Annotated in this window: 19 protein-coding genes and 2 tRNA genes; 8 read left to right on the forward strand and 13 right to left on the reverse strand. The window is 53.7% G+C overall.

Features of this window, described 5'->3' with window-relative positions; translation table 11 throughout:
- Nucleotides 1-23: 23 nt before the first annotated feature.
- Complete coding sequence (gene smc / locus JXO50_11960) at nucleotides 24-3,623, reverse strand: chromosome segregation protein SMC (protein ID MBN2333807.1); 3,600 nt, start codon at nucleotides 3,621-3,623, stop codon at nucleotides 24-26.
- A 186-nt stretch (nucleotides 3,624-3,809) separates the two neighbouring features.
- Here smc and JXO50_11965 point away from each other — a divergent pair, with 186 nt between their 5' ends.
- Nucleotides 3,810-5,081, forward strand: coding sequence for an HlyC/CorC family transporter (locus tag JXO50_11965; GenBank protein ID MBN2333808.1), 1,272 nt, complete (start codon nucleotides 3,810-3,812; stop codon nucleotides 5,079-5,081).
- Nucleotides 5,082-5,171: 90 nt separating this feature from the next.
- Entirely contained in the window at nucleotides 5,172-6,563 is a 1,392-nt protein-coding gene (locus JXO50_11970) for an FAD-dependent oxidoreductase (protein ID MBN2333809.1), read from the forward strand.
- A gap of 152 nt (nucleotides 6,564-6,715) precedes the next feature.
- Here the strand turns inward: JXO50_11970 and JXO50_11975 are convergent, their stop codons facing one another.
- The 8 genes from JXO50_11975 to mazG all read right to left on the reverse strand — a co-directional run bounded on the left by JXO50_11975 (nucleotide 6,716) and on the right by mazG (nucleotide 13,590).
- A complete protein-coding gene (locus JXO50_11975; GenBank protein MBN2333810.1) occupies nucleotides 6,716-6,898 on the reverse strand; it encodes a hypothetical protein in 183 nt (60 codons plus the stop codon).
- 7 nt (nucleotides 6,899-6,905) lie between these two features.
- Complete coding sequence (locus tag JXO50_11980; GenBank protein MBN2333811.1) at nucleotides 6,906-7,640, reverse strand: cytochrome c biogenesis protein CcdA; 735 nt, start codon at nucleotides 7,638-7,640, stop codon at nucleotides 6,906-6,908.
- An 11-nt stretch (nucleotides 7,641-7,651) separates the two neighbouring features.
- The gene (locus JXO50_11985; GenBank protein MBN2333812.1) at nucleotides 7,652-8,656 is read right to left on the reverse strand and encodes an ABC transporter ATP-binding protein; all 1,005 of its coding nucleotides are present in this window, start codon (nucleotides 8,654-8,656) and stop codon (nucleotides 7,652-7,654) included.
- Nucleotides 8,631-9,764, reverse strand: a complete 1,134-nt coding sequence (aroB, locus tag JXO50_11990) for a 3-dehydroquinate synthase (GenBank protein MBN2333813.1) — start codon at nucleotides 9,762-9,764, stop codon at nucleotides 8,631-8,633. The genes JXO50_11985 and aroB overlap by 26 nt, the downstream gene beginning before the upstream one ends.
- Nucleotides 9,765-9,778: 14 nt before the next feature.
- Complete coding sequence (locus tag JXO50_11995; protein MBN2333814.1) at nucleotides 9,779-10,489, reverse strand: phosphoribosylaminoimidazolesuccinocarboxamide synthase; 711 nt, start codon at nucleotides 10,487-10,489, stop codon at nucleotides 9,779-9,781.
- A complete protein-coding gene (locus tag JXO50_12000) occupies nucleotides 10,489-11,796 on the reverse strand; it encodes an adenylosuccinate lyase (protein MBN2333815.1) in 1,308 nt (435 codons plus the stop codon). The genes JXO50_11995 and JXO50_12000 overlap by 1 nt, the downstream gene beginning before the upstream one ends.
- Nucleotides 11,789-12,274 carry a universal stress protein gene (locus JXO50_12005; protein MBN2333816.1) on the reverse strand — a complete coding sequence of 162 codons (486 nt, stop codon included), beginning with the start codon at nucleotides 12,272-12,274 and terminating at the stop codon, nucleotides 11,789-11,791. The genes JXO50_12000 and JXO50_12005 overlap by 8 nt, the downstream gene beginning before the upstream one ends.
- 479 nt (nucleotides 12,275-12,753) lie before the next feature.
- Nucleotides 12,754-13,590, reverse strand: coding sequence for a nucleoside triphosphate pyrophosphohydrolase (mazG, locus tag JXO50_12010; GenBank protein ID MBN2333817.1), 837 nt, complete (start codon nucleotides 13,588-13,590; stop codon nucleotides 12,754-12,756).
- Nucleotides 13,591-13,736: 146 nt separating this feature from the next.
- Between mazG and hflX the strand changes: the two genes are divergently transcribed.
- Nucleotides 13,737-15,443 (forward strand): GTPase HflX, encoded by a 1,707-nt coding sequence (gene hflX / locus JXO50_12015; protein MBN2333818.1) that lies wholly within the window; start codon nucleotides 13,737-13,739, stop codon nucleotides 15,441-15,443.
- Here the strand turns inward: hflX and JXO50_12020 are convergent.
- From JXO50_12020 to JXO50_12030, 3 genes are all read right to left on the reverse strand, one after another.
- Nucleotides 15,376-16,353, reverse strand: a complete 978-nt coding sequence (locus tag JXO50_12020; protein ID MBN2333819.1) for a nitronate monooxygenase — start codon at nucleotides 16,351-16,353, stop codon at nucleotides 15,376-15,378. The two genes, hflX and JXO50_12020, sit on opposite strands and share 68 nt — an antisense overlap.
- A 219-nt stretch (nucleotides 16,354-16,572) precedes the next feature.
- Nucleotides 16,573-17,139 (reverse strand): UbiX family flavin prenyltransferase, encoded by a 567-nt coding sequence (locus JXO50_12025; protein ID MBN2333820.1) that lies wholly within the window; start codon nucleotides 17,137-17,139, stop codon nucleotides 16,573-16,575.
- An 11-nt stretch (nucleotides 17,140-17,150) separates the two neighbouring features.
- Nucleotides 17,151-17,522 carry a hypothetical protein gene (locus JXO50_12030; protein ID MBN2333821.1) on the reverse strand — a complete coding sequence of 124 codons (372 nt, stop codon included), beginning with the start codon at nucleotides 17,520-17,522 and terminating at the stop codon, nucleotides 17,151-17,153.
- A gap of 263 nt (nucleotides 17,523-17,785) precedes the next feature.
- On the opposite strand from JXO50_12030, the gene serS reads away from it, so the two are divergent.
- From serS to JXO50_12045, 3 genes are all read left to right on the forward strand, one after another.
- Entirely contained in the window at nucleotides 17,786-19,057 is a 1,272-nt protein-coding gene (serS, locus tag JXO50_12035) for a serine--tRNA ligase (GenBank protein MBN2333822.1), read from the forward strand.
- Between the two features lie 28 nt (nucleotides 19,058-19,085).
- Nucleotides 19,086-19,171 (forward strand) — tRNA-Ser (locus tag JXO50_12040).
- A gap of 68 nt (nucleotides 19,172-19,239) precedes the next feature.
- Nucleotides 19,240-19,332 (forward strand) — tRNA-Ser (locus JXO50_12045).
- 138 nt (nucleotides 19,333-19,470) lie between these two features.
- Here JXO50_12045 and JXO50_12050 read toward each other — a convergent pair.
- Complete coding sequence (locus tag JXO50_12050) at nucleotides 19,471-20,232, reverse strand: DUF72 domain-containing protein (GenBank protein ID MBN2333823.1); 762 nt, start codon at nucleotides 20,230-20,232, stop codon at nucleotides 19,471-19,473.
- A gap of 130 nt (nucleotides 20,233-20,362) precedes the next feature.
- Here JXO50_12050 and JXO50_12055 point away from each other — a divergent pair, with 130 nt between their 5' ends.
- Together JXO50_12055 and JXO50_12060 are read left to right on the forward strand one after the other, a co-directional pair.
- Nucleotides 20,363-21,337 carry a YafY family transcriptional regulator gene (locus tag JXO50_12055; protein ID MBN2333824.1) on the forward strand — a complete coding sequence of 325 codons (975 nt, stop codon included), beginning with the start codon at nucleotides 20,363-20,365 and terminating at the stop codon, nucleotides 21,335-21,337.
- Nucleotides 21,338-21,511: 174 nt separating this feature from the next.
- Nucleotides 21,512-22,069 (forward strand): hypothetical protein, encoded by a 558-nt coding sequence (locus JXO50_12060; GenBank protein MBN2333825.1) that lies wholly within the window; start codon nucleotides 21,512-21,514, stop codon nucleotides 22,067-22,069.
- Nucleotides 22,070-22,179 lie beyond the last annotated feature (110 nt).

The raw sequence follows: 22,179 nt of genomic DNA on the forward strand, positions 1-22,179 counted from the left end.
CTCTCCGCCCTATCCTGCCGCCATCATCCAGCCAACTCTTCGGCGGCCGGCAGGGGCTGCTCGGTTGTACGGTCATAGTCAGCAAGTTGTACCGACACCGCTTTGGAAACCCCATCCTCTTCCATGGTTACCCCGTAGAGAAAATCACCGATGGTCATGGTCCGCCGGTTATGGGTAATAATGAGAAACTGGCTGTGGGCGGCAAACTTTTTCACCAGCTGGTTGAAGCGGCCGATATTGGCATCATCGAGGGGGGCATCCACCTCATCAAGGACGCAAAACGGCGCCGGATTAACTTTGAAAAAGGCAAAAATCAGGGCGATGGCCAACAGGGCTTTTTCACCACCGGAAAAGAGTCGCAGATTCTGCATCCGCTTGCCCGGTGGCGCTGCCGTAATTTCGATTCCTGCTTCCCAGAGGTTGTCCTCATCGGTAATATTCAACGACGCCCGGCCGCCATCAAACAATTCGCTGAACAATTGGGAAAAATGGTCCCGCACCTGAAAAAAGGTGGCAAGAAACTTTTCCCTGGAGGTTTTTTCCATTTTCTCGATAGCTTCACGAACTGCCTGAATGGAAGAAAGCAGATCAGCCTCCTGCTCTTTGAGGAAATCGTAGCGTTGCTGCACCTCCTCCTCCTCTTCCAGGGCCAACAGGTTAACCTGCCCGAAATTAGCGATCCAGGAGCGAATATTTTTCAGCTTAGCAACCGCTTCATCCTCTTTGAACTCCTGCTGGGCAACCCCTGTCTCCCGCAGATGATCAGGCAGGGAAAAACCGTAGCGCTGAACAAAGGAGTCCATCAGTTGGCGCTGGCGATGTTCACTGTCCTGCAGGGCAAGCCGGGCATCAAGCAACCGGGGGCGCCAGTCAGCCAGCAACGATTCCAGTTCTCGCATATGCGCCTGCTGGCTGCCCAGCTTTTCCTCCAGGAATTCTCTTTCCCGCACCCTGCCAGCCAGCCGCTGTTCATGATCAGCGACAACCTTTTCCAAGGCCGCAATTCCCTCCCTCGTTTCATTGAGACCGGCCACCGACCCTTCAAGTTTCGCGGAATCGGCGCTGATGTCCCGGGTCAGGGCGGCATACTGGCGATCAAGCTGTTCCCCTTCGACGGCAAACCGGTCGATCTCGCGTTTCACCTGAGCCTGCTCGGCATTCAAGGAGGCCAGAATGACCTTTTTATCAGCCAGCATTTCCTGAGCAGCAAGCATCTGCCGCTCCCCTTCCTGGTGGAGAGCGACCAGTTTGGTCAATTGCCGTTCCTGCGCTGCCCTGAGATCAGCGGCGGCGCCAATCTCTTCACTTCCGGCGGCAACTGCTTCCGCGAGATCCGCTTCCTGAACCCGCAATTGGGTCATCTCAAGATCAGCATGTCGAGCTGACGTCACGAGACGATTCTGCTCATGCAGGCTGTCGTGCAACTGGCGTTTACCCTGCCGGATAGCCTCATCAAGCGGCTCCAATTCCTGTAGACAGGCATGATACTTTGCGCTAATAGCCGCGCCCCCGGCCTGCAGATCCTCCAACACCCGGTCCTGATCTGCAAGCTGCTGCCGGGCAATTTCCCGATCCTGCTCAGCCTCATCCTGCTGGCGCCGCAGGGATAGCAGCTCATTGCTGCTGGTTTTTTTACTATTGCCGACCCAGAACCAGCCGTTACCAGCGTAGATTTCACCAGTTTTACTAAGGACATAGGAATCAACCGGCAATTCATCCAGCAGGGCCAGGGCGGCATCACCATCAGCAACTGCGTAGGTACGTTTGAGCAATGGCAAAACCACATCCTGAAATTCTTCTTTAACGGCGACTATATCGGCCAACGTGGGAATCACCTGAGACAGGATGGCGCAACCATCCACCGACAAAAGGTTTTGGCGCGGCTGGAGAACAGCCACTCGATCCCGCTGCCGTTGACGGCCAATGAAAGCATGGACCACGCTCTGGTCGGCAATCACCAGTCCTTCACAAAGTTGGCGGATAAACAGTTCCAGCGGCTGTTCCCATTCAGTGGGCACCTCGGCAAAGACATCCCAGAACGAATGGAGGATACGATCGCCGGACTCGGCCCGCAAAGCCTCCTTCATCCCCTCGGTAAAACCAAAACCTTCGGAAACCTTGATATGCAGCTGATGCCACTGCCGGTCGCAAGCGGTTAACCTGTCGGCAACGTTCTGCCGTTCCTGTTCCGCCTTGCCATACTTCTCCTTCTGCGTTGCAAGATCGGCCGTCAGCTGCTCTTTCTGCCGCTGCAGCTGCTGCTGGTTTGCCTGCTGTTCAGCCAGCTCTTTTTCGAGTTTTTCCACCAGCAGCCGGCGAGCCGCCAACTCCCCTGATGCCTGCTGGCTGATATCTTCCAACTGGGAACGACGCTGCTTAAGATGCTTTATCTTCTCCTGATTGAGCAGCTGTTCATTCTTTGTCCGACTTTCCCTGGTCATCAGTTGAAAGAGCTCTTCCCGGGCGGCAGCCTGCTCACTGGCCAAACGGGCAACGGTCTGTTTTTCCGTCTCATAGGCCTCTTCACAGCTCTGACGTTCCTCATTATGCTTTTGCAGACGCGCTACAACCTCTGACAAGAGACCTGCATGTTCCCCGGCTGTCTTCTGCAATTCGGTTTTTCTGCGCTGCAGGCGCTGCTGTCGATCACTGGCCTCTTTTAGGCGGCGCCGGACAGTTTCCTGCTCCTGGAGAAGGAACGTAATCCGGGAATGGGCGGCAACCAGCTCCTCTTTACGGCTGCTCAGCTGTTCCCGGGTCTCGTCCAGCTGCAGAGTCAGTTGACGCCCCTTGGCAGTCAAGTTATCCAACTCAGCACCAACTGACGAACGCTCCTGTTCTTTGGCTTCCACCTCGCGCTGCCAGCGTCGCACTTCCTCCCTCAAGGGACCCAGATCATCCTCCACCTGACGGTAGCGATAAACATAGAGCTGCTGATCCAGAGTTTTTTCATCCTCCTGGAGGCGGCGGTACTTTTTTGCCTGGCGGGCCTGTTTCTGCAGATTCTTGAGATTTTTAGCCACTTCATGGATGATATCATGGAGCCGGTCGAGATTCTCCTCACTCTCCCTGATTTTACGATAACTTTCCTGCCGCTGAATCTGGAAATTGGAAACGCCGGCCGCCTCTTCAAACATAAAGCGAATCTCGGTCGGCTTGGCGGTAATAATGTGCGAAATCTGTCCTTGTTCGATGAAAGCATAGCCCTTGGCGCCAATGCCTGTATCACGAAAAAGCGCAGCAACATCTTTCAGGCGGCAGGGAACTTTGGCCAGAAAGTATTCCGAATCCCCCTGACGGAACATCCGGCGGGAAATCATCAATTCCGCATACTGCTCATAGGGCGGGGGCAATGGCTGGCCACGGCCGGTCATGGTCAGATGCACCTCAGCCAGACCAGCGGGCTTGAGGCGGTTGGTTCCGTTGAAAACCATATCCCCCATCGCTTTGCCTCGCAACTGCAAAGGCCGCTGCTCCCCCATAACCCAGCGAAGAGCATCAAGGATATTGCTTTTGCCGCAGCCATTTGGCCCGACAACCACCGTAATCCCGGCATGCAACGGTATACGGGTCCGATGGACAAAGGATTTAAACCCCTGTATGGTCAGTTCTTTGACTTTCATTCTTTTCGTTTAGTCAGGCAATAGTTGACAGACATACTACTCTTAACTATACTTTGATGAACTCGCAACAGCTGGCAAAACCCCGCGAAAACCACATGGCAGGATAACTGTTCCAGCTTCGCGGCACGCAAAAGTTGTTAAATCTAAAAGATAATTCCATTTTTGTAAAGAGAATAATCCGTCGCCATGGACAGTGCCACCATTGCTCTGCTGACCGCCCTCTTCCTGCTGTTAGTACTCCTGTCAGCTTTTTTCTCCGGCACTGAAACCGCCCTGCTCACCTTTCGCCGTTACCGCCTCCGCTACTATAGCAAAAAATATGAAGGCCAGGCCAGACAACTGAAAAAAACGCTCAAGAGCCCCCAGGAATTCATCGCCACGGTCCTGGTATGCAACAATTTTGTCAATGTGGCGGCCTCGGCTCTGGCCACTTATCTGTGCGTCTATTTCTTTGGCAATAAGGGGGTGGTAATCTCTACGGTAGTCGTTACGGCAATTCTGTTAATTTTTGCCGAGATCACCCCAAAAACCTACGCAGCCTCGCGCTCTGACACCATTGCTCTGAAAATAGCCGGCCTGTTTAACCTGATTATCCGCCTGATGAGACCGATGACCCGACTAATGAACATCTTTACCAACCAGATGATCAAGGTCCTGGACGTTGCCAGGACCGGCCACACTGAGCCCCTGTTTGATGAGGAGATCAAATCCTTCATTCTCAGCGGCCGGGAAAAAGGAGCTTTGAATCACCATGAATCGCTGATGATGCATAATATCCTGGAAATTGAAAAGGCCACTGTCAAGGAAATCATGGTTCCCCGCCAGGAAGTAACCATGATCCACATGAACACCCCTTACGCGGAAATCCAGCGTCTGGTTAGAGATGCAGGCTATTCCCGCTATCCGGTGTTCAGCAAAAGCCAGGAAGATATTGTCGGCATCATCCACATCAAAGACCTGCTGACCCATCAGTTCGGCAAAACCTTTTCTCTGGCCCAGATCATCAGGCCGGTACTTTTCATTCCGGAAATCATGCCCCTTGATACCCTGCTGGAGACTTTCCGGCAGCATAAAACGCACATGGCGATTGTTGTCGATGAGTATGGCGGCATGGAAGGCCTGGTAACCGTTGAAGACCTCATCGAAGAGATTGTCGGCGAATTAAAAGATGAGATGGATGAAGGATCTGAAGCGGAAATCATTGCCCTGAAAAATGGCACCTATCTGGTCCGGGCGGACATCTCCATCCGCCGCTTCAACCTTGAAATACCCTCCGTGCAGATTCCCGAAGAAGACCGCTACCTGCACCTGTCAGGCTTCATCCTCTCCCAGTTGGGCAGAATCCCCGTTGCCGGCGATATCATCGAGATTGATGCCGCCAGGCTATCGGTCATCCGGGTGGCCGCAAACAAGGTTCTCCTGGTAAAGGTCATCCCCCATCCCCCAATCTCTTCTTGACAGCATTCCTAAAAGGGATTACAAATAAGCGATTTCAACCTTATTACTATATTGCTATACATTGACTTTAATCAAGGGAGGAGTTTTCCGATGAAAACAGCAGATGTGGCAATTATTGGTGGTTCGGCCGCCGGGCTGATGGCGGCAATCACCTTAAGAAAACGCTATCCGGGAAAAAAGGTTTTACTGGTCCGCGACGTGACACAGACGCCGGTTCCCTGTGGCATCCCCTATATCTATGGTACGTTGGGTGCCGTACAGAAAGACATTATTGCTGATGATAAGTTTCTAGAAATGGGGATTGAGATTATTCATGATACGGTCACCGCTATTCAGCGCGATAAAAAAACCGTCACTTTCGCAGCACATGACACCTTGGCCTACGACAAACTAATTCTGGCTTCCGGATCAAAACCTCTCCTGCCCCCCATGCCCGGCATTGACCTGGGCAACGTTTTTACCATTAAAAAAGATCCCGAACATCTGCAGCTCATTTATACCCGTTTACAGAAAGCGAAAAATGTCGTGGTCATCGGCGGTGGCTTCATCGGCGTTGAGATGGCTGAACAGATTGCCAAAATGGGCGGCGCCACCTGCAAAGATTATTTCTGCACCGCCGAAGAAAGTGGTTCATCTCTGCAGGTAACCATCATCGAGATGCTGCCCCACTGCCTGATGCTGGCCTGCGAAGAAGAGTTCTGCCTGCAGGCGGAAAACGAACTGCGGAAAATGGGAATCAACGTGCTGACCAACAGCCGTGTTGAAGCCCTGGAAGGTAATGGCACCGTATCCGCTGTCAAACTGGCTAACGGTAAAAGCATTCCAGCCGACATCGTTATTATCGGCATCGGGGCAATCCCCAACATCGACCTTGCCCAACAGGGTGATATTGATGCCGATCCCAGGAGCGGGGTTGTGGTTAATGAATTTATGCAGACCAATGACCCTGACATCTATGCAGCCGGCGACTGCGCCAGTAAATTTTCCCTGATTACCGGCAAACCGACCGGCATCCGTCTGGCTTCGGTTGCCTGTTCTGAAGGCATGATTGCGGCCAGCAACCTTTACGGTATTCCAAGAAAAACCATGGGTGCTTTGGGGGCCTTTGGCACCACGGTGGGGAATCGGAGTATTGCCGCCGCCGGCCTGACCACCAAAGCGGCGGCTGATGAAGGAATTGAAGTGGTCATCGGCGAAGCACAGGCACCAAACCGTCATCCCGGCGGATTGCCCGGCTGCATTCCCGACATGAAAGCCAAACTCCTGTTCCGCAAGAGTGACGGCGTTATTGTAGGCGGCCATATAAGCGGTGGTGAGGCCTCTGCCGACATGGTCAACATCATTGCCGTTGCCATCCAGGGGGAAATGACGGCTGAACAGCTGGCCACCATGCAGTATGCCACCCATCCGCTGCTTACCGCCTCGCCCTTGGCATACCAGGTGATGCTGGCCGCGGAAAATGCTGCAGTTGCCCTGGGCTAGCAGGATGTGACCAGATTTAATACCTTCAGCCTCGGAAACCCGCAATGACAAAGTAATGAAAAAAATGGGGTATTACCAAGAAAAAAAGCCGGGAGGAACAGATGTTCCTCCCGGCTTTTTTTGCAGCACACGTTCAAATCCACGGACCGTTGTCAGTCCTCGTAGTAGCCGACGATAAATCTCTCTGCCAGCATACCGATGATAATCATCACCCCGCCAACCCCGATTGCCACCGTAGCAATGGTATACATCTCGTGCAATATCCAGACGGCAATGCCGCAGATACCGATAAAAAAACCCAATAACTCCACCAGGGGAATCCATAATTTCGACATAGTTTACTCAACCTCCTGCTTGGGGTATAACGATGGTAATATACTGGGAAAGCGCGGATAAATAGTTGAAAAAGAGTAGCAAACCAATAATAATCAGGAATATGCCGCTGACCATGCTGATTATGCGCAGGTAACGGTTCAACCGGGCGAAATAGGCCAGGAATGAGTTGAATGCCAGCGCAGCAATGAGGAAGGGAAGCCCCAGACCGAGGGAATAGAAGACCAGCAGGATGATGCCGGTGGCCATCTGCTGCGACGTACTGGCATAGAGCAGAATGCTGGCCAGGATGGGACCGATGCAGGGTGTCCAACCGGCGGCAAAGGCGATTCCCACCAGCACCGAGCCCACATAACCCACCGGTTTGTTTTTGAATTCCACCCTTCGTTCCCGCTCAAGAAACTTCAGTTTAAAAGCACCGGTGATATGAATACCGAGCAGGATGACCACCAGGCCGCCAATTTTCCTGATCAGCGCCTGATTCTGCTGAAAAAAGTTCCCGAGATACGTGGCCGAGGCTCCCATAGCCACAAACACCAGGCTGAAGCCCAGAATAAAGAGCAGGGAATGGATAAGCGTCTGTCGGCGGACCGATCGCTTTTTTGATTCCACCAGATCGTCAAAAGACATCCCGGTAATATAGGTCAGATACGACGGAATCAGGGGCAGTACACAGGGTGAAACAAAAGAAAGTAAACCGGCGGTAAAAGCAATAAAAATTGAGATATTGGACGTTGAAGACATAACGAAATATCCTAAGGAAAATAAAGGTGACAGGCTACCCTGTGCTGTGTGCCATTGGCCTGCTGCAACTGCGGCATCTCCACGGCACACCGGGGCAGACGTTCATGGCAACGGGCATAAAAAGGGCAGCCGGTTCCCATCGCTGCCCGACTGCTGCCGGCCGGCGCCGTGACTTTTTTTCGCCGCTGACGGGGATCAGGCAAAGGAATTGACTGCAGCAGCAAGCGGGTATAGGGATGCAAAGGCTCCCGATACAGAACATCACCAGCCGCTTCTTCGACAATCCTGCCCAGGTACATTACCAGAATTCGATCACTAACCAGTTTCACCACACTGAGATCATGGGAAATAAACAGCATGGTCAGCTGAAACTGCTCTTTCAGATCCAGCAGCAGATTAAGAATCTGGGCCTGGATGGAAACATCAAGAGCCGATACCGGCTCATCGGCAACCACAAACTCAGGGTTCAGGCACAAAGCCCTGGCGATGCCGACCCGCTGGCGCTGACCACCACTGAACTCATGGGGATAACGGTTGCCCACTTCGGCATCCAGGCCGACAACATCGAGCAGTTCATCGACCCGCTGGCGCCGCCAGGCCGCCTTACCCTGACGGTGAATAATCAGGGGTTCTTCAATGATCTTCCGCACTCTCATCCTCGGGTTCAGGGATGAGTAGGGATCCTGAAAAATCATTTGAAACCGGCGGCGATAAGGCCGCAGCTGTCGTTCAGTCAATCTCCCTATGGAAATATCATGAAAAAAGATTTCCCCCCGGTCAAGGGTTTCCAAACGAAGCAGCAACTTCCCCAAGGTTGATTTGCCGCAGCCGGACTCCCCCACCAAACCGACCGTTTCACCCGGTTGGATGCTCAGGCTCACCCCATCAACAGCGGTCAGCGTCCCCTGCGGGGCAAACAACCCTCCACCCCGTACGGGAAATTTTTTCTGCAGATCCTTAACGGTCAGCAAAGGCTGTGATTCCTGGCCGCTAGGCACGGTCCTGTTCACCTTCATGGCCCAGAGGCTGCCGGCATTTTTCCAGAGCAGCCAGTAGATGCTCACGGCTGATGTTGCTCTGGACGAAGGGTTGGCCGATATTACGCAAAAGAACCATGTTGAGCTTGCCGTTGGCAACTTTTTTGTCGCGCTCCATAACCGCCAGCAGTTCGTCGGCACTCACATCATCGGGAGCAATACCCTGAAGACCAAAAAGCTCGAGCAACGCGGTAATCCGCCGCAGTTCCTCTTTTGCCAGAAAGCCAGCCTCAACAGACAGATACGCCACGTATGCCAGACCGATGGCCACCGCAGCACCATGCTTGATCCCCCGGTATGCGCCGGCCTTTTCAAGGGCGTGAGCCATGGTATGACCAAGATTCAAAATAGCCCGTACACCCAGCTGCTCAAGTTCATCCCGGGCAACAAAATCAGCTTTAATCCGTGAACAGTAGTGCAGCATGCTGGCAAGAATTTTAGGATTTTTGGCCAAGATGCCCTGATGATTCATCTCCAGAAAGGAAACAAAATCTTCACCGGCAATCAAGGCATATTTGACGACCTCTCCCAAGCCGCTGTAGAACTCTTCCTCCGGCAGGGTGGTCAGGAGATCAACATCAGAAATGACCGCCCGCGGCTGATAGAACGTACCCACCAGATTTTTGCCCACCGGCAGATTGATGCCGTTTTTGCCGCCGATGGCACTGTCAACCTGGGCCAGCAGGGTGGTTGGTACCTGCAGCAGATCAATGCCCCGCATATAGGTGGCCGCAGCAAAGCCGGCCAGATCACCGATAACCCCGCCGCCGAATGCACAGACGAACCCATCCCGTTGCAGGCCGGCATCATACATGCTCCGGTAGAGGGAAAAAAGGGTTTCCTGGTTTTTGTACTGTTCCCCGTCAGAAATAACAATCGGCGCGACATCGTACTCGGTACGGGCAAAAAGATCGAGCAACTGGTTCAGATGCAGGGCCGCCACCGTTTCGTTGGTGATAATAACACCACGTTTGCCGCGAAAATGGGGCAGGTGCATCTCATCATTGACGCCGGCAAGCATACCTGAACCAATCATTATCGGGTAGCTTTTCCCCGCCAACTGCACGGAAATTTTATGTATTGCCATCTCTCACCTAGAGCTCAGACAGGCTCACATACCCGCCGGCTGACCTCAAGATAGGCTTCCTCTATCTTGCCAAGATCACGGCGAAAGCGGTCTTTATCCATTTTTTCCAGACTGCGGGCATCCCACAACCGGCAGGTATCCGGACAGATCTCATCCGCCAGCAGCACCTGATCGTGAAAGACACCAAACTCCAGCTTGAAATCCACCAGCAGAATCTCCCGATCGGCAAAAAACTGCCGCAGGATATCGTTGATTTTCAGCGCCAGCTCCCGGGCCTGATCAATCTGGACCGCGGTTGCCAGGGAAAAGGCCAGCACATGGTCCCGATTGATCATCGGATCATGCAGGGAATCATCCTTGTAGTAATATTCGACAATCGGAAACGGCAGGGACTCGCCCTCAGGCTTACCCATGCGCTTGGCCAGGCTACCGGCAATGGTGTTGCGGACCACCACTTCCACCGGCATAATTCTGACACTTTTAACCAGCACTTCACGATCCGAGAGTTTCTTCACCAGGTGGGTCGCAATCCCCTTGGATTCCAGCATCTCAAACAGATGGGTGGAGATGCGGTTGTTGAGGACGCCCTTTTCGACAATCGTCCCCTTCTTGGTCCCGTCAAAGGCGGTGGCATCATCCTTGAAATAGAGGATATGGTGATCAGCATCATCGGTGGCATAAATTATTTTAGCCTTGCCTTCGTACAGTTTTTCCCCTCTGGTCATCACTCAACTCCTTTGGTGCCGAAAACCCGGTCAAAAATAACCGGTATCTGGCGTAAATGATGTTCGACAGAAAAAAGATTTTCCACTTCATCCGGTTGCAGCACAGCCATAACCTCACCATCTTCCAGTAGATTTTCCTTGAAAGACGTACCGGATTCAAATGATTTCATGGCATTTCTCTGAACCCAACGGTAGGCCTGCTCACGACTGATACCCCGGCGGGCTAAAGCCAGCAGAATACCCTGGGAAAAGAAGGTTCCGCCGGTCAACTGCAGATTCTCCTGCATGCGTTCGGGATAGACAACCAGTTTATCAATCACCCCGGTTACCCGGTGAAGCATGAAATCAATCAAAATAGTGGAGTCCGGGGCAATGACCCGCTCCACTGACGAATGGCTGATATCACGTTCGTGCCACAAGGACATATTTTCCATCGCCGCCAGGGCGTTTGCCCGAACCAGACGGGCCAGGCCGCAGAGGTTCTCCGAAAGAATCGGATTCCTTTTATGGGGCATGGCGGAAGACCCCTTCTGGCCGGCATGGAAAAACTCCTCTGCCTCGCCCACCTCGGTCCGCTGGAGATGACGAATCTCGGTTGCAAACTTTTCAATGGAGCCAGCCAGCAGGGCAAGGACGGTAAAAAACGAAGCATGACGGTCGCGCTGCACGATCTGGCTCGAAGCCGGCGCCGGCTTTAATCCCAACTTGCGGCATACCGATTCTTCAACCACCGGGGCAATATTGGCAAAGGTACCCACCGCCCCGGAGATTTTACCAACGGAGATATCTTCGAGCGCCTGGAGAAAACGGCAACGCTGCCGCCTGATTTCATCATACCAGATAGCCAGCTTGAGGCCAAAGGTGATCGGTTCTGCATGAATGCCATGGGACCGGCCGATCATCACACAATCACGATGTTGGTGCGCCTTGTTCTCCAGTACGGTCAGCAACCGGTCTATGCCGTCAAGGATCAGCTCTCCCGCTTCTTTCAGCTGCAAAGCCAGGGCAGTATCAAGAACATCCGAGGAGGTCATCCCCAAATGGATAAAACGGGAATCAGGCCCGACAAACTCGCCCACCGAGGTCAGAAAGGCAATAACATCATGGCGGACTTCCTGCTCAATTTCATCAATCCGGGCAACGGAAAAATCAGCCTTTTCACTGATGGTCCGCGCGGCTTCAGCCGGAATCAGGTCCTGCTCGGCCATCGCCTCACACGCGGCAACCTCCACCTGCAGCCAGGATTTATATTTATTCTCTTCGCTCCAGATTGCCCCCATCTCGGGCCTGGTATAGCGATCAATCATCGTTTATTTCTCCCTGTTGCCGTCGCACCACCATGACGGAACATTTGGCATTTTTCACCACATTATTTGCCACGCTTCCCATCAGAAACCGCTTGATCCCCGACCAGCCGTGCGACCCCATGAAGATTGCATCACTATGCTGTTCGCTTGCTGCATCAACGATGGTGCTGGCGGGATATCCTTCCACCACCTCACCATCGATGGAGGAAACCCCCAGTTGCCGACCACGTTCCAGCAGTTCAACCATCTTCTCCTGACCGGACTTCTTGCGGGATTCCACAACCGACCTGATACTTTCCAGATCCTCGGCTGGCAATGACAAGCCATCAAGGCCAAGGAGAAGAAATCCTTCCTCCACCACATGCAACAACTTTACGCTGGCCCCATAATCCTTGGCAAAACGACAGCCAACATCAACCACATCACTGGTAATTTCAGAGAAATCAACCGCTATCAGGATCTTCTCATACTGCAACATGGTTCCCTCCTTTTTTCAGCTTCGGCAAACTCCCCGCCCTGACTTCAAGACGTCAGTTGCCCCCGCTTATTGCCGTAGCATAACAGGCGAACTAAGGGCAAAGGATATCATTGATCCTTGAGCTCTGTCAATCTCATAACCACCCTCAACCGGATCATCACAGAGTCAGCAATACCGCTGGAGCATGAGGTCCACCGCCGCTGAAAATCCGACGGATCAACCATGGTTTGGCTGGACAAAAAGTTCGCTTGATTTCATCAAGATGGCAACCTATAAACAACTTCTCCACAACCTTATCCACACGTTTTGCACAGCAATTGTGGATAACCTGAAAATCCATTGAAATGATTGAGGAATTCCGCATCCAATAACCAACTACTTGTTTTCACTATGTTTTTTGCACTCAACGGAATGGGAATATTAATATTTTCTTAATAATTCCCGGCCATTAGCAGAACTTTCACCAACTTATCCACAGGTCAGTCGGTATGTTCCTTCGCCTGCTCCCACAGGGCTTCCTGCTCATCAAGGCTCAGATGAGCCAACTCGTCTCCAGCCAAACGGGCAGCCTGTTCCATAAAACGAAAACGCTTTTCAAATTTACGGTTGGCCGACCGCATCACGTGATCAGGATCTAAATCAAGATGACGGAGCAAGCTTACCAGCACCAGCAGCACATCTCCCAGCTCTTCCGCCAGCGCTTCTGGTTCGCCGGCCGCCATTGCTTCTTCAACCTCTTGCAATTCTTCGCGGATTTTAGGCAGGATCTCGGCCGCTGCAGGCCAGTCAAAACCGATTTTGTGGCACTTTCTACCATGGACCAGGGCTTTTTGAAAAGGCGGCAAAGATCGGGGAACATTATCCAATAAAGACTGATAATCCTTACCTTCAACCCGCTTTTTTATCTCCTCCCACTGATTGATCACCTCAGAACTTGTCTGCACCGTCGCCTGGTGAGCAAACACATGCGGGTGCCGGCGAATAAGCTTTTCGGCAATGCCGGTTAAAATCATTTCCAGCGTCCAGGATTCCCGTTCTTCACCCAGCAGGGACATGAACAGCAGGTGAAAAAACAGGTCTCCCAGTTCTTCCTGCATGCCATCCTGGTCACCCTGTTCAAGGGCATCAATAAACTCATACACCTCCTCGAGAAATCTCGGCTTCATGGTGGTAAAATCCTGCTCCCGATCCCAGGCACAGCCCCCCGGGGCACGCAGACGCCGGATTACCTGCCACAGGTGTCCAAATGCCCGGGCAGCAGGAATGCCGACGGCCGCAGCGCCGGTCGATGATGCTTCATGTTGTTGACTTTTCATCAGGAAACCCCTATGGTGCGTACAGTGATTGTTATCCTTGCCAGCCTGAAAGAAACTTCCACCATGCCGGTCCCGAAAATAGTGTTTTCCCCAATGGCTCCCCATTGCTGCGACCCTGACCACCTAAGCTGCAGATAGAGTCTGAAATGCCATCTCTCGAAGGAAACACTGCCGGCCTGAAGCCAAAACAGCTCAAAAATATCGAAAAGGTTTTCCGCCGCCGCATTCCCGCCGATCAGATCATCACCGAAGAACTAGCCCGCTATCTTGCCGGTTTGACGGCCGAAACCGGGCGGCAGCTGGGAGTGCTGATCAATCGCCAGGGACGCATCACCCACGTCATGATCGGCACCAGCCAGGGGATTACCATCCCGTCACTCCATGAATACCGGCTTGGCCATGGGCGCCTGCGGGGCTTGCGCTGCCTGCATGTCCACCTGGGTGAACAGGGCATCGACAGTGAGGACCTCGCCGACCTGGCCATGCTGCGGCTGGATCTCATGGGGGTCATCACCACCACCCCCAGCGGTCTGCCCAAAAAGCTCCATATAGCCCACCTGAAGCCGGGCGGCGATGATCACCAGCCGAACTACCAGATTCTGGAACCATTCTCAGCGGCTGCCATCGACCTCTCCTTCACCACCCTGATCAAGTCGCTGGAGCAGGAGATCGTCGGCAGTTTCGCCCATGAAACAAAATCACCAACATACCAGAAAGCCTTCATCATCAGCGTCGCCCCGGAACCGCGGCTGGCGCTGGAAGACTCGATTGCCGAACTGGCTGAACTGGCCAGGGGTGCCCACCTGCAGGTGGCCGGCTCCTATATCCAGAGCCGCCGCCTCGATCCGCGAACCGCCCTGGGTACCGGCAAGCTGCAGGAAATCACCATTTCAGCCATGGAACAGGGCATTGACCTGCTGATCTTCGACCAGGAGTTGACCCCGATGCAGGCGCGCAACATCTCGGAGATTACCGACCTCAAGGTTATTGACCGAACCCTGCTCATTCTCGACATCTTTGCCCGGCGGGCCCAGAGCCGTGAAGGAAAACTGAAGGTTGAACTGGCCCAGCTGAAATACCGGCTTTCCTGGATTTCGGCCAAAACCACCGCCCTCTCCCGGTTAACCGGCGGCATCGGCAGTCGCGGCCCGGGTGAGACCACCCTGGAAATTGATCGGCGGCGAAGCCGGGAACGGATCACCACCCTGGAGAAAAAACTGCAGAAAATGGCAAAAAGCCGGGTCAACGCCAGAAAAAAAAGAAAAAAAAACCAGCTGCCGCTGGTTTCGATTGTTGGCTACACCAACGCGGGAAAATCAACCCTTTTGAACACCCTGACCAAAAGTGCTGTTTTCACCGAAAATCTTCCATTTGCCACCCTGGATCCCATAACCAGGAAGCTGCGCTTGCCCCGGGAGCAGGAAATTATCATCACCGACACGGTCGGTTTCATCCGACGGCTGCCCAAAGATCTGCTGGATGCGTTCCGCACCACCCTGGAAGAGCTTCATGAAGCTGATTTACTGATTCACCTGGTGGACAGTGCCGATGAACAGCTGCAGGAGCACATGGAAACTGTCCAGGAAATCCTTGCCTCCCTGGATCTGCATACCATTCCCCAGCTGCTGGTTTTCAACAAGACCGACCTCATCACACCAGCATGGCAAGCACTGCTGAAAAAACGCTATGGCGGCCTGTTTGTGGTTGCCAGAGATCCGCAGACCATGCCCCCGCTCCTGGAAGCTATGGCCAGCCGTCTGGAAGGCCTTAGCCAACGCCCTCCGGTCAGGAAACGGCTTGGCCTTCATCCCCTGCCAGGTAAGAACGGGCATCCTCAATCAAGTCATGAATAATCTCCTTGACAGAGAGGATTTTATTGATGGCCGGGAAGTTGCTGCCGGTAAAAAACAGTCCCCGTTCATAATCCCCGTCCCTGGCCCGCCTCAACGCTTCCAGGATACAGAAGCTGCCGCTGCACTTCTTCAAGCAGCCGGTACATCTTTCCGGTCTGATGGATTGATCCCCGGCCAGTAGTTTTTCCACCAGCGGCGTTTTGATCGCGTTGGCCGGCAGCCCCACAGGGCTGAGAATCCGCACCAGATCGCTGATTTTCGATTTCATCAACAGCTGTTTAAAATTATCATGAACCGTACAATCGGAGCTGAGCAGAAAGCGGGTTCCCATCTGGACACCGGCAGCCCCCATCTCCACCACCCGGCCCACATCCTTGCCGTTGACAAAGCCGCCGGCGGCGATCACCGGGATGGAAACCGCATTGCAGATAGCCGGCAAAAGGCTTTCGGTTTTTTCCTCAGTCCCAAGATGACCGCCGGCATCCCGACCTTCGACAACCACAGCGGAAGCTCCGAGCCTTTCTGCCAGTTTGGCCACTTTCACAGAAGAAACCATTGTAATCAGAGGCGTTTTCCATTCCCGGCAAATGCCGAAGACATCCTTGGAAAACCCGGCCCCGGCAATAATCACATCAACCTTCTGACGCAGGGCCTCATAGACAGCGTCCTTGAAGCTCCTGGCGGCAACCATGATATTCAGTGCCAGCAGCCCCTTGGTCATGGCCCTGGCTTCCCGCAGCTGGCGGCTCAAATCCTCCATGCTGAGGCCGGTGCCACCGATAACCCCGACACCGCCTTCTTCAGCAACGGCACAGGCAAGCTCCGAAGTGGAGACGCTGACCGCCATCCCACCCTGAATGATGGGCAGATCAACATCAAGATGACCAATTTTCAACTGTGGAAGTTTCATCGACACTACTCTTACGTACAGGTTAGAAAAATAATTCTACAGTATACCCTTAATAGAGCACCCATGTAAAGCAAAACATCCTAACATCCAGGATGTGGCCTGGCCCTGACTGAATTCATAGGGAACATGTCTGGGTGAGAAACAACAATAAACGGCCTTGCAGAACATTCACAAGAGGTTGAGCTGCCCGGGGACAGCGTTCCGGATACCGGCAACCTATCAGGAATTTCCCCAGCGCCGGCCGCATTGATGACTGACTCCCAGCAGATCCCCCACCCTGGCGATGGTCTGCTCAATCAGTTCATCAATGTTTTGAGGCTGGTGATAGAATGAAGGAATCGGGGGCAGAATAATACCCCCCATATCGGTAACCCGGAGCATCAGTTCCAGATGGCCCCGATGGAAAGGAGTCTCCCGAACCATAAGAATAAGCCGCCGCCGTTCTTTGAGCGTGACATCGGCGGCCCGGGTAAGCAGACTGTCCGCATAGGAATTGGCCACTGCCGACAGGGTTTTCATCGAGCAGGGGGCAATAACCATCCCATCCACCAGGGTTGAACCGCTGGCAATATCAGCCATCAGATCATCTTCGGCATGGCAGGTGCCCGCCAGTTCTTCCACCTGGGAGACGGTATAGTCGGTTTCAACGGGAATAATCCGGCGGGCGGTGGACGAAATGATGAGATCGCTGGTTTCGCCGGCGGCCGCCAGCATTGATAAAATCCGGATCCCATAGATCACCCCGGAAGCACCGCTCATGGCCACCACAATGCGTTTACCGCCCATCTGCATACCTCCTATGTCAGCCTGTCGCTTTCCAGCCGGGCAATAATCAGATCCGCCAGCCTCAGCCAATTTTTGCGAATCAAGGTTATCTCGTCACGAGTCAGATCATCCCAGTGCATACCGGCAACCACGGCCACCGTCCGGCCGCTGGCAGCGGCAAGCCTGCCGGCCATCGCCAGCGCCGGCTCATCCTCCCGATGGCCCGGCAATACCAGCACTCCGGCAAAAGGCTGGTCGCCGCTACCGGCAACCAAAGACACTCCCCCCACATGGGGGCGGCTGCCGCCCGTTACCGTAACCACAATATCACCACCTGAAATCACGACCGTTGCCTGGAGAGTAAATCGCTCATCCGGAAGCGTTATCTGAAACATCTCTTCCATGCTCAAAACCTTGTCGCAATCAAACCAAACATTCCGCCCCGGTCCCACACCACCGGCCTGCTGCGCCTATCGGCATCCAAGCCGGCTGTGGGCCTACGCTGTCTATACCCCACCTGTCCACCCCTGTCAATCAGCCGCACAGAGCATTCTACACCTCCTCCTGGGCACCAACAAATTTATTGACAAGAGAAAAATAGAGATAGTATATATACGCTCCTTTTTTCCCAGGTGGGCAGCACGAAGCGTTTTCAGGGTTGGAAATCATGCTTGATCTCAAATTTATCCGCAATAATATCGACGGCATTGAACAGATGCTGCGGGCCAGAAACGCCAACCTCGATCTGACCGAATTCCGTGCCATTGATGAGCGCCGGCGCACCTTGCTGGCCGAAACTGAAACCCTGAAAAATAAGCGGAATACCTGCTCCGACATCATTGCCCAACTAAAGAAAAACAAGGAGGATGCCGGTCACCAAATCGCCGAGATGCGGGAAGTATCCCGAGATATCAAGCAGTTGGACGCCCAGATCAGCGAACTGGACAACCAGCTTTATTCATTAATCTACCTGATTCCCAATATGCCCCATGAAAGTGTGCCGGCCGGCGGCGGTGAAGAGGACAATCCGGTGGTTCGCACCTGGGGCAGCAAGCCGGCCATCTCGTTCACCCCCAGGGCCCACTGGGAACTTGGCGAAAACCTGGGCATCCTTGACTTTGAACGGGGTGCTAAAATTACCGGTGCCCGGTTTACCCTCTACAAAGGGGCCGGCGCCCGCCTTGAACGGGCCCTGATCAATTTCATGCTTGATCTGCACACCGAAAAGCATGGTTATACCGAAGTCCTGCCCCCCTTCATGGTCAACAAAAATGCCATGACCGGCACCGGTCAGCTGCCCAAGTTCGCCGACGACCTGTTCAAAATTGAGGGACTTGACTATTACCTGATTCCAACGGCGGAAGTACCGGTAACCAATATCTATCAGAATGAGATTCTCGAAGCCCACGAGCTGCCGGCCTACTACACCGCCTACACCCCCTGTTTCCGCAAAGAAGCAGGCTCATACGGCAAGGATACCAGGGGCCTGATCCGCCAACACCAGTTCAACAAAGTGGAGCTGGTAAAATTCGCTGCCCCGGAAGATTCCTATGACGAACTGGAAAAGCTGCTGGCCAATGCGGAAACTATTCTCCAGCAATTGAACCTCCATTACCAGGTGGTCAACCTGTGCTGCGGAGATTTAGGCTTTTCAGCCAGCAAAACCTATGATATTGAGGTCTGGCTGCCGGGACAGGAAACCTATCGGGAAATCTCTTCATGCAGCAACTTTGAGGATTTCCAGGCCCGTCGGGCCAACATCCGTTACCGGCCGAAAGAGGGCGGCAAAACCCGTTATGTCCATACCTTGAACGGCTCCGGCCTGGCCGTGGGCCGTACCTTGGTGGCCATCCTGGAAAACTACCAGCAGGAGGATGGCAGCATAGTGGTCCCAGAAGTGCTGCGCCCCTACATGAACGGTCTGGAGGTTATCAGCTGACCGCCGGTGAAACCGGTAAGGAATTTTCGGAGGGATGGCCGAGTGGTTTAAGGCGGCGGTCTTGAAAACCGTTGAGTGAAAGCTCCGTGGGTTCGAATCCTACTCCCTCCGCCATTTATTGAGTTTTCACCCGGCAAGCGGGACAGTCCGGGTGATCACGGACAGCAAGGACAATCTACTACGGAGAGATGGCCGAGTCGGCTGAAGGCGCTCGCCTGCTAAGCGAGTGTGTGGGGAAACCTGCACCGAGGGTTCGAATCCCTCTCTCTCCGCCATTCCAGAAACTCGGGCGACATCATGGACCATGGTGTCGCCTTTCTGTTGCTGCCGCAAGCACCAACCCTAGACCAGCGGTTTAGCAATACCAAAAATCTTTTCTCGCTTCCCGGCCACCGATTACACCGGACTGCCGCTTACAGCAGTTCCATATTATCAGCCATTGGCTGCTGCCGGCAGAGTTCGAGCAGCCGCAGGGCATCATAGGGAGCGGCGCCTTCGGCATCATTGTTGAAATAGACATGCACCTGGCAGCCTTCCCGGCGCCATTGCCGAATCCGCTTTGCCCACCCGGCCAGCTCCGCCGGCCCATAGCTGGAAGCATAGGTTCTTGGATAGCCGTGCAGCCGCAGGTAGGCAAAATCAGTGGTCAGACAATCCCACAGGGGCCAGGCAGCAGCGTGGGACAGGCAGACGGCTACCCGGTGACTGGTCAGCAGGGAAGCCACCTCCTGATCAAACCATGACAGATGGCGGAACTCCATGACATGCCTTGTTTCAGTCCAGCGGGAAAGGTGCCGGACAAACTCCGCCAGCCGGTCAAGATTTTTTTCCTGATTGGCCGGCACCTGCCAAAGCATGGCCGCCAGCTTATCACCCAGACCGCCGACCCTCTCCTTGTGCCGCAAAAGCATGCTCGCCGGAGCCAGCAGTTTTTTATTGTGGGTAAGAGAACGGTTGCCCTTGACGGCAAACCTGAAATCCGGCGGCGTCTGCACCCGCCAGCGTTCAAAAACAGAGCGCTTCTGGAGGCCATAGAAGGTGGTATTCACCTCTATCCCGGTAAAGTTGCCGGCACAATAGGCCAGCCAGTCCTTCCTGGGAATTCCCGCATAAAAGCTATCCTTCCAGCCCGTGTAGCTCCAGCCGCTGGTACCGATGAAAACAGCTCCGCTCATTGGTCGCCTCCCTGCGGATATTCCCAGGAATACAACTCCCTTTTCAAACATCCATTACATTACAATACATATGGATATTACAATAAAATAATGTTATAGTCACGAACATTCTTTCCTGGAGGTGTTGCTTATGGATCGCACTGAGCGTTTCTACAAGATCGACCTGCTCCTCAAGGAAAAAACGTCTGTTCCCCTGTCACGGTTCATGGAAGAGCTGGAGGTCTCCCGCTCCACCGTCAAACGGGATCTCGAATATCTCCGCGACCGGCTCAACGCGCCGATTATCTGGGACCGCTCTATGAGTGGCTACCGGTACGGTATGCCGCAGGCAGGCATGCCCCAATATGTCCTACCCGGTCTCTGGTTCAACGAATCGGAACTCCACGCCCTGCTCAGCATGGAATCGCTGCTTACCAATCTGCAGCCCGGCCTGCTCGGCTCCCATCTGGACCCGCTGAAACAACGCCTGCGGAAACTGCTTGGCAGCGGTGGCCACCCGGCCGGCGAGGTGGCCAAACGTATCAAGGTTTCCCATCTTGCCGCCCGGCCGGTGCCGAAAAACCATTTCCCGGTCATCATGACCGCCCTCCTGGATCGCCGCCAGCTGCACATTCACCATTACAACCGCGGCACCGACCAGACGCTCAGCCGCACCATCTCCCCCCAGCGCCTGGTTTACTATCGCGATAACTGGTATCTGGATGCCTGGTGTCATCTGCGTGACGATCTGCGCTGTTTTGCCATGGATGTCATCAACAACATCACACCGCTGCCGGAGATTGCCAAGGAGATCCCGGAAGATACCCTCAACCAGGAATTCACCACCACCTACGGGATTTTTGCCGGCTGTCAAACCACCGACGCGGTTCTCCGCTTTTCCCCCGCCTGCGCCCGCTGGGTTGCCCGGGAGGAATGGCATCCTGATCAGCAGGGCTCCATCGACCAAGAGGGCTGCTACCTTCTCTGCCTTCCCTACTCCCACGACACTGAGTTGCTGATGGATATCTTGCGCTACGGCCCCGAGGTGGAAGTGCTGGAACCGGAAAGTTTACGGGAAAAAGTCAAAGAACGCCTGGAACTGACGTTGAAAAACTATAAAAAATGATTGACAGGGTCATCCTGTGAGCCAGTGGCCGTGCTATGCATGACGCTATGACCGGGAAAAAGGCTGAATGCAACAAGTTTGCATTCATTGGTTGTCCTGTTAGGAAGTATGTCATGCAAAACAGCAGGCAGGACCATAGCAGATGTTGAGAGTGATGGTAAAGACGGTGTGATCATGGCAGGATGCACGTTACAGGAAGATACGGTACAAAAAGCCATCGCCAAACTGCATCGCGCTTTCATCGACCGACCGGCGGCCGTCGGCGAGCCATACGAACATCTCGAAACCGCAACAAGGAATATCGCGAAATTTATCGGGGTAACGCAGGACATGGCTGTGTTAAGCGGCAGCATTGGCGAATCATTCCTGGACAACATCGATCTGCTTGCCGGCTTCTACCACGATTTCTGGCAGCGACCATTTCCAGCCGGCCTTGAGCGGGCGCAATTGCTGTTCTCCGCGATCATGGAACGGATGCTGAAAAACCTGCTGATAGCATTTGAGAGCATTGATTACGATAGCAACAGACCGATTACCATCGACCTCAAAGCCGATAATGAGTTCGCCCGGCTTGAAGAATGGATTGCCGGCCTGTCGGCCGCTTCGGCTGCCGTCGCCGACTCATGTAAAAACATGTTGCTGGCGGTTCAGCAGGAACCAACACAACAATCGTGCAGCTTGGTATCGTTGATGGTTGCATTCCTGTTTGGTTGGTGGTTTGGCAAAGATTGAGGAATATTGAATTATTGATAAGAATCTTGACAGTCAAAAGTTCTTTTTACAACGTACGTTAAACTAGCCAGTCAAGTTTTGGTAAACGCATAAAATAAAACATAAAACTA

Source organism: Candidatus Anaeroferrophillus wilburensis (assembly GCA_016934315.1).
Lineage (GTDB): Bacteria > Desulfobacterota > Anaeroferrophillalia > Anaeroferrophillales > Anaeroferrophillaceae > Anaeroferrophillus > Anaeroferrophillus wilburensis.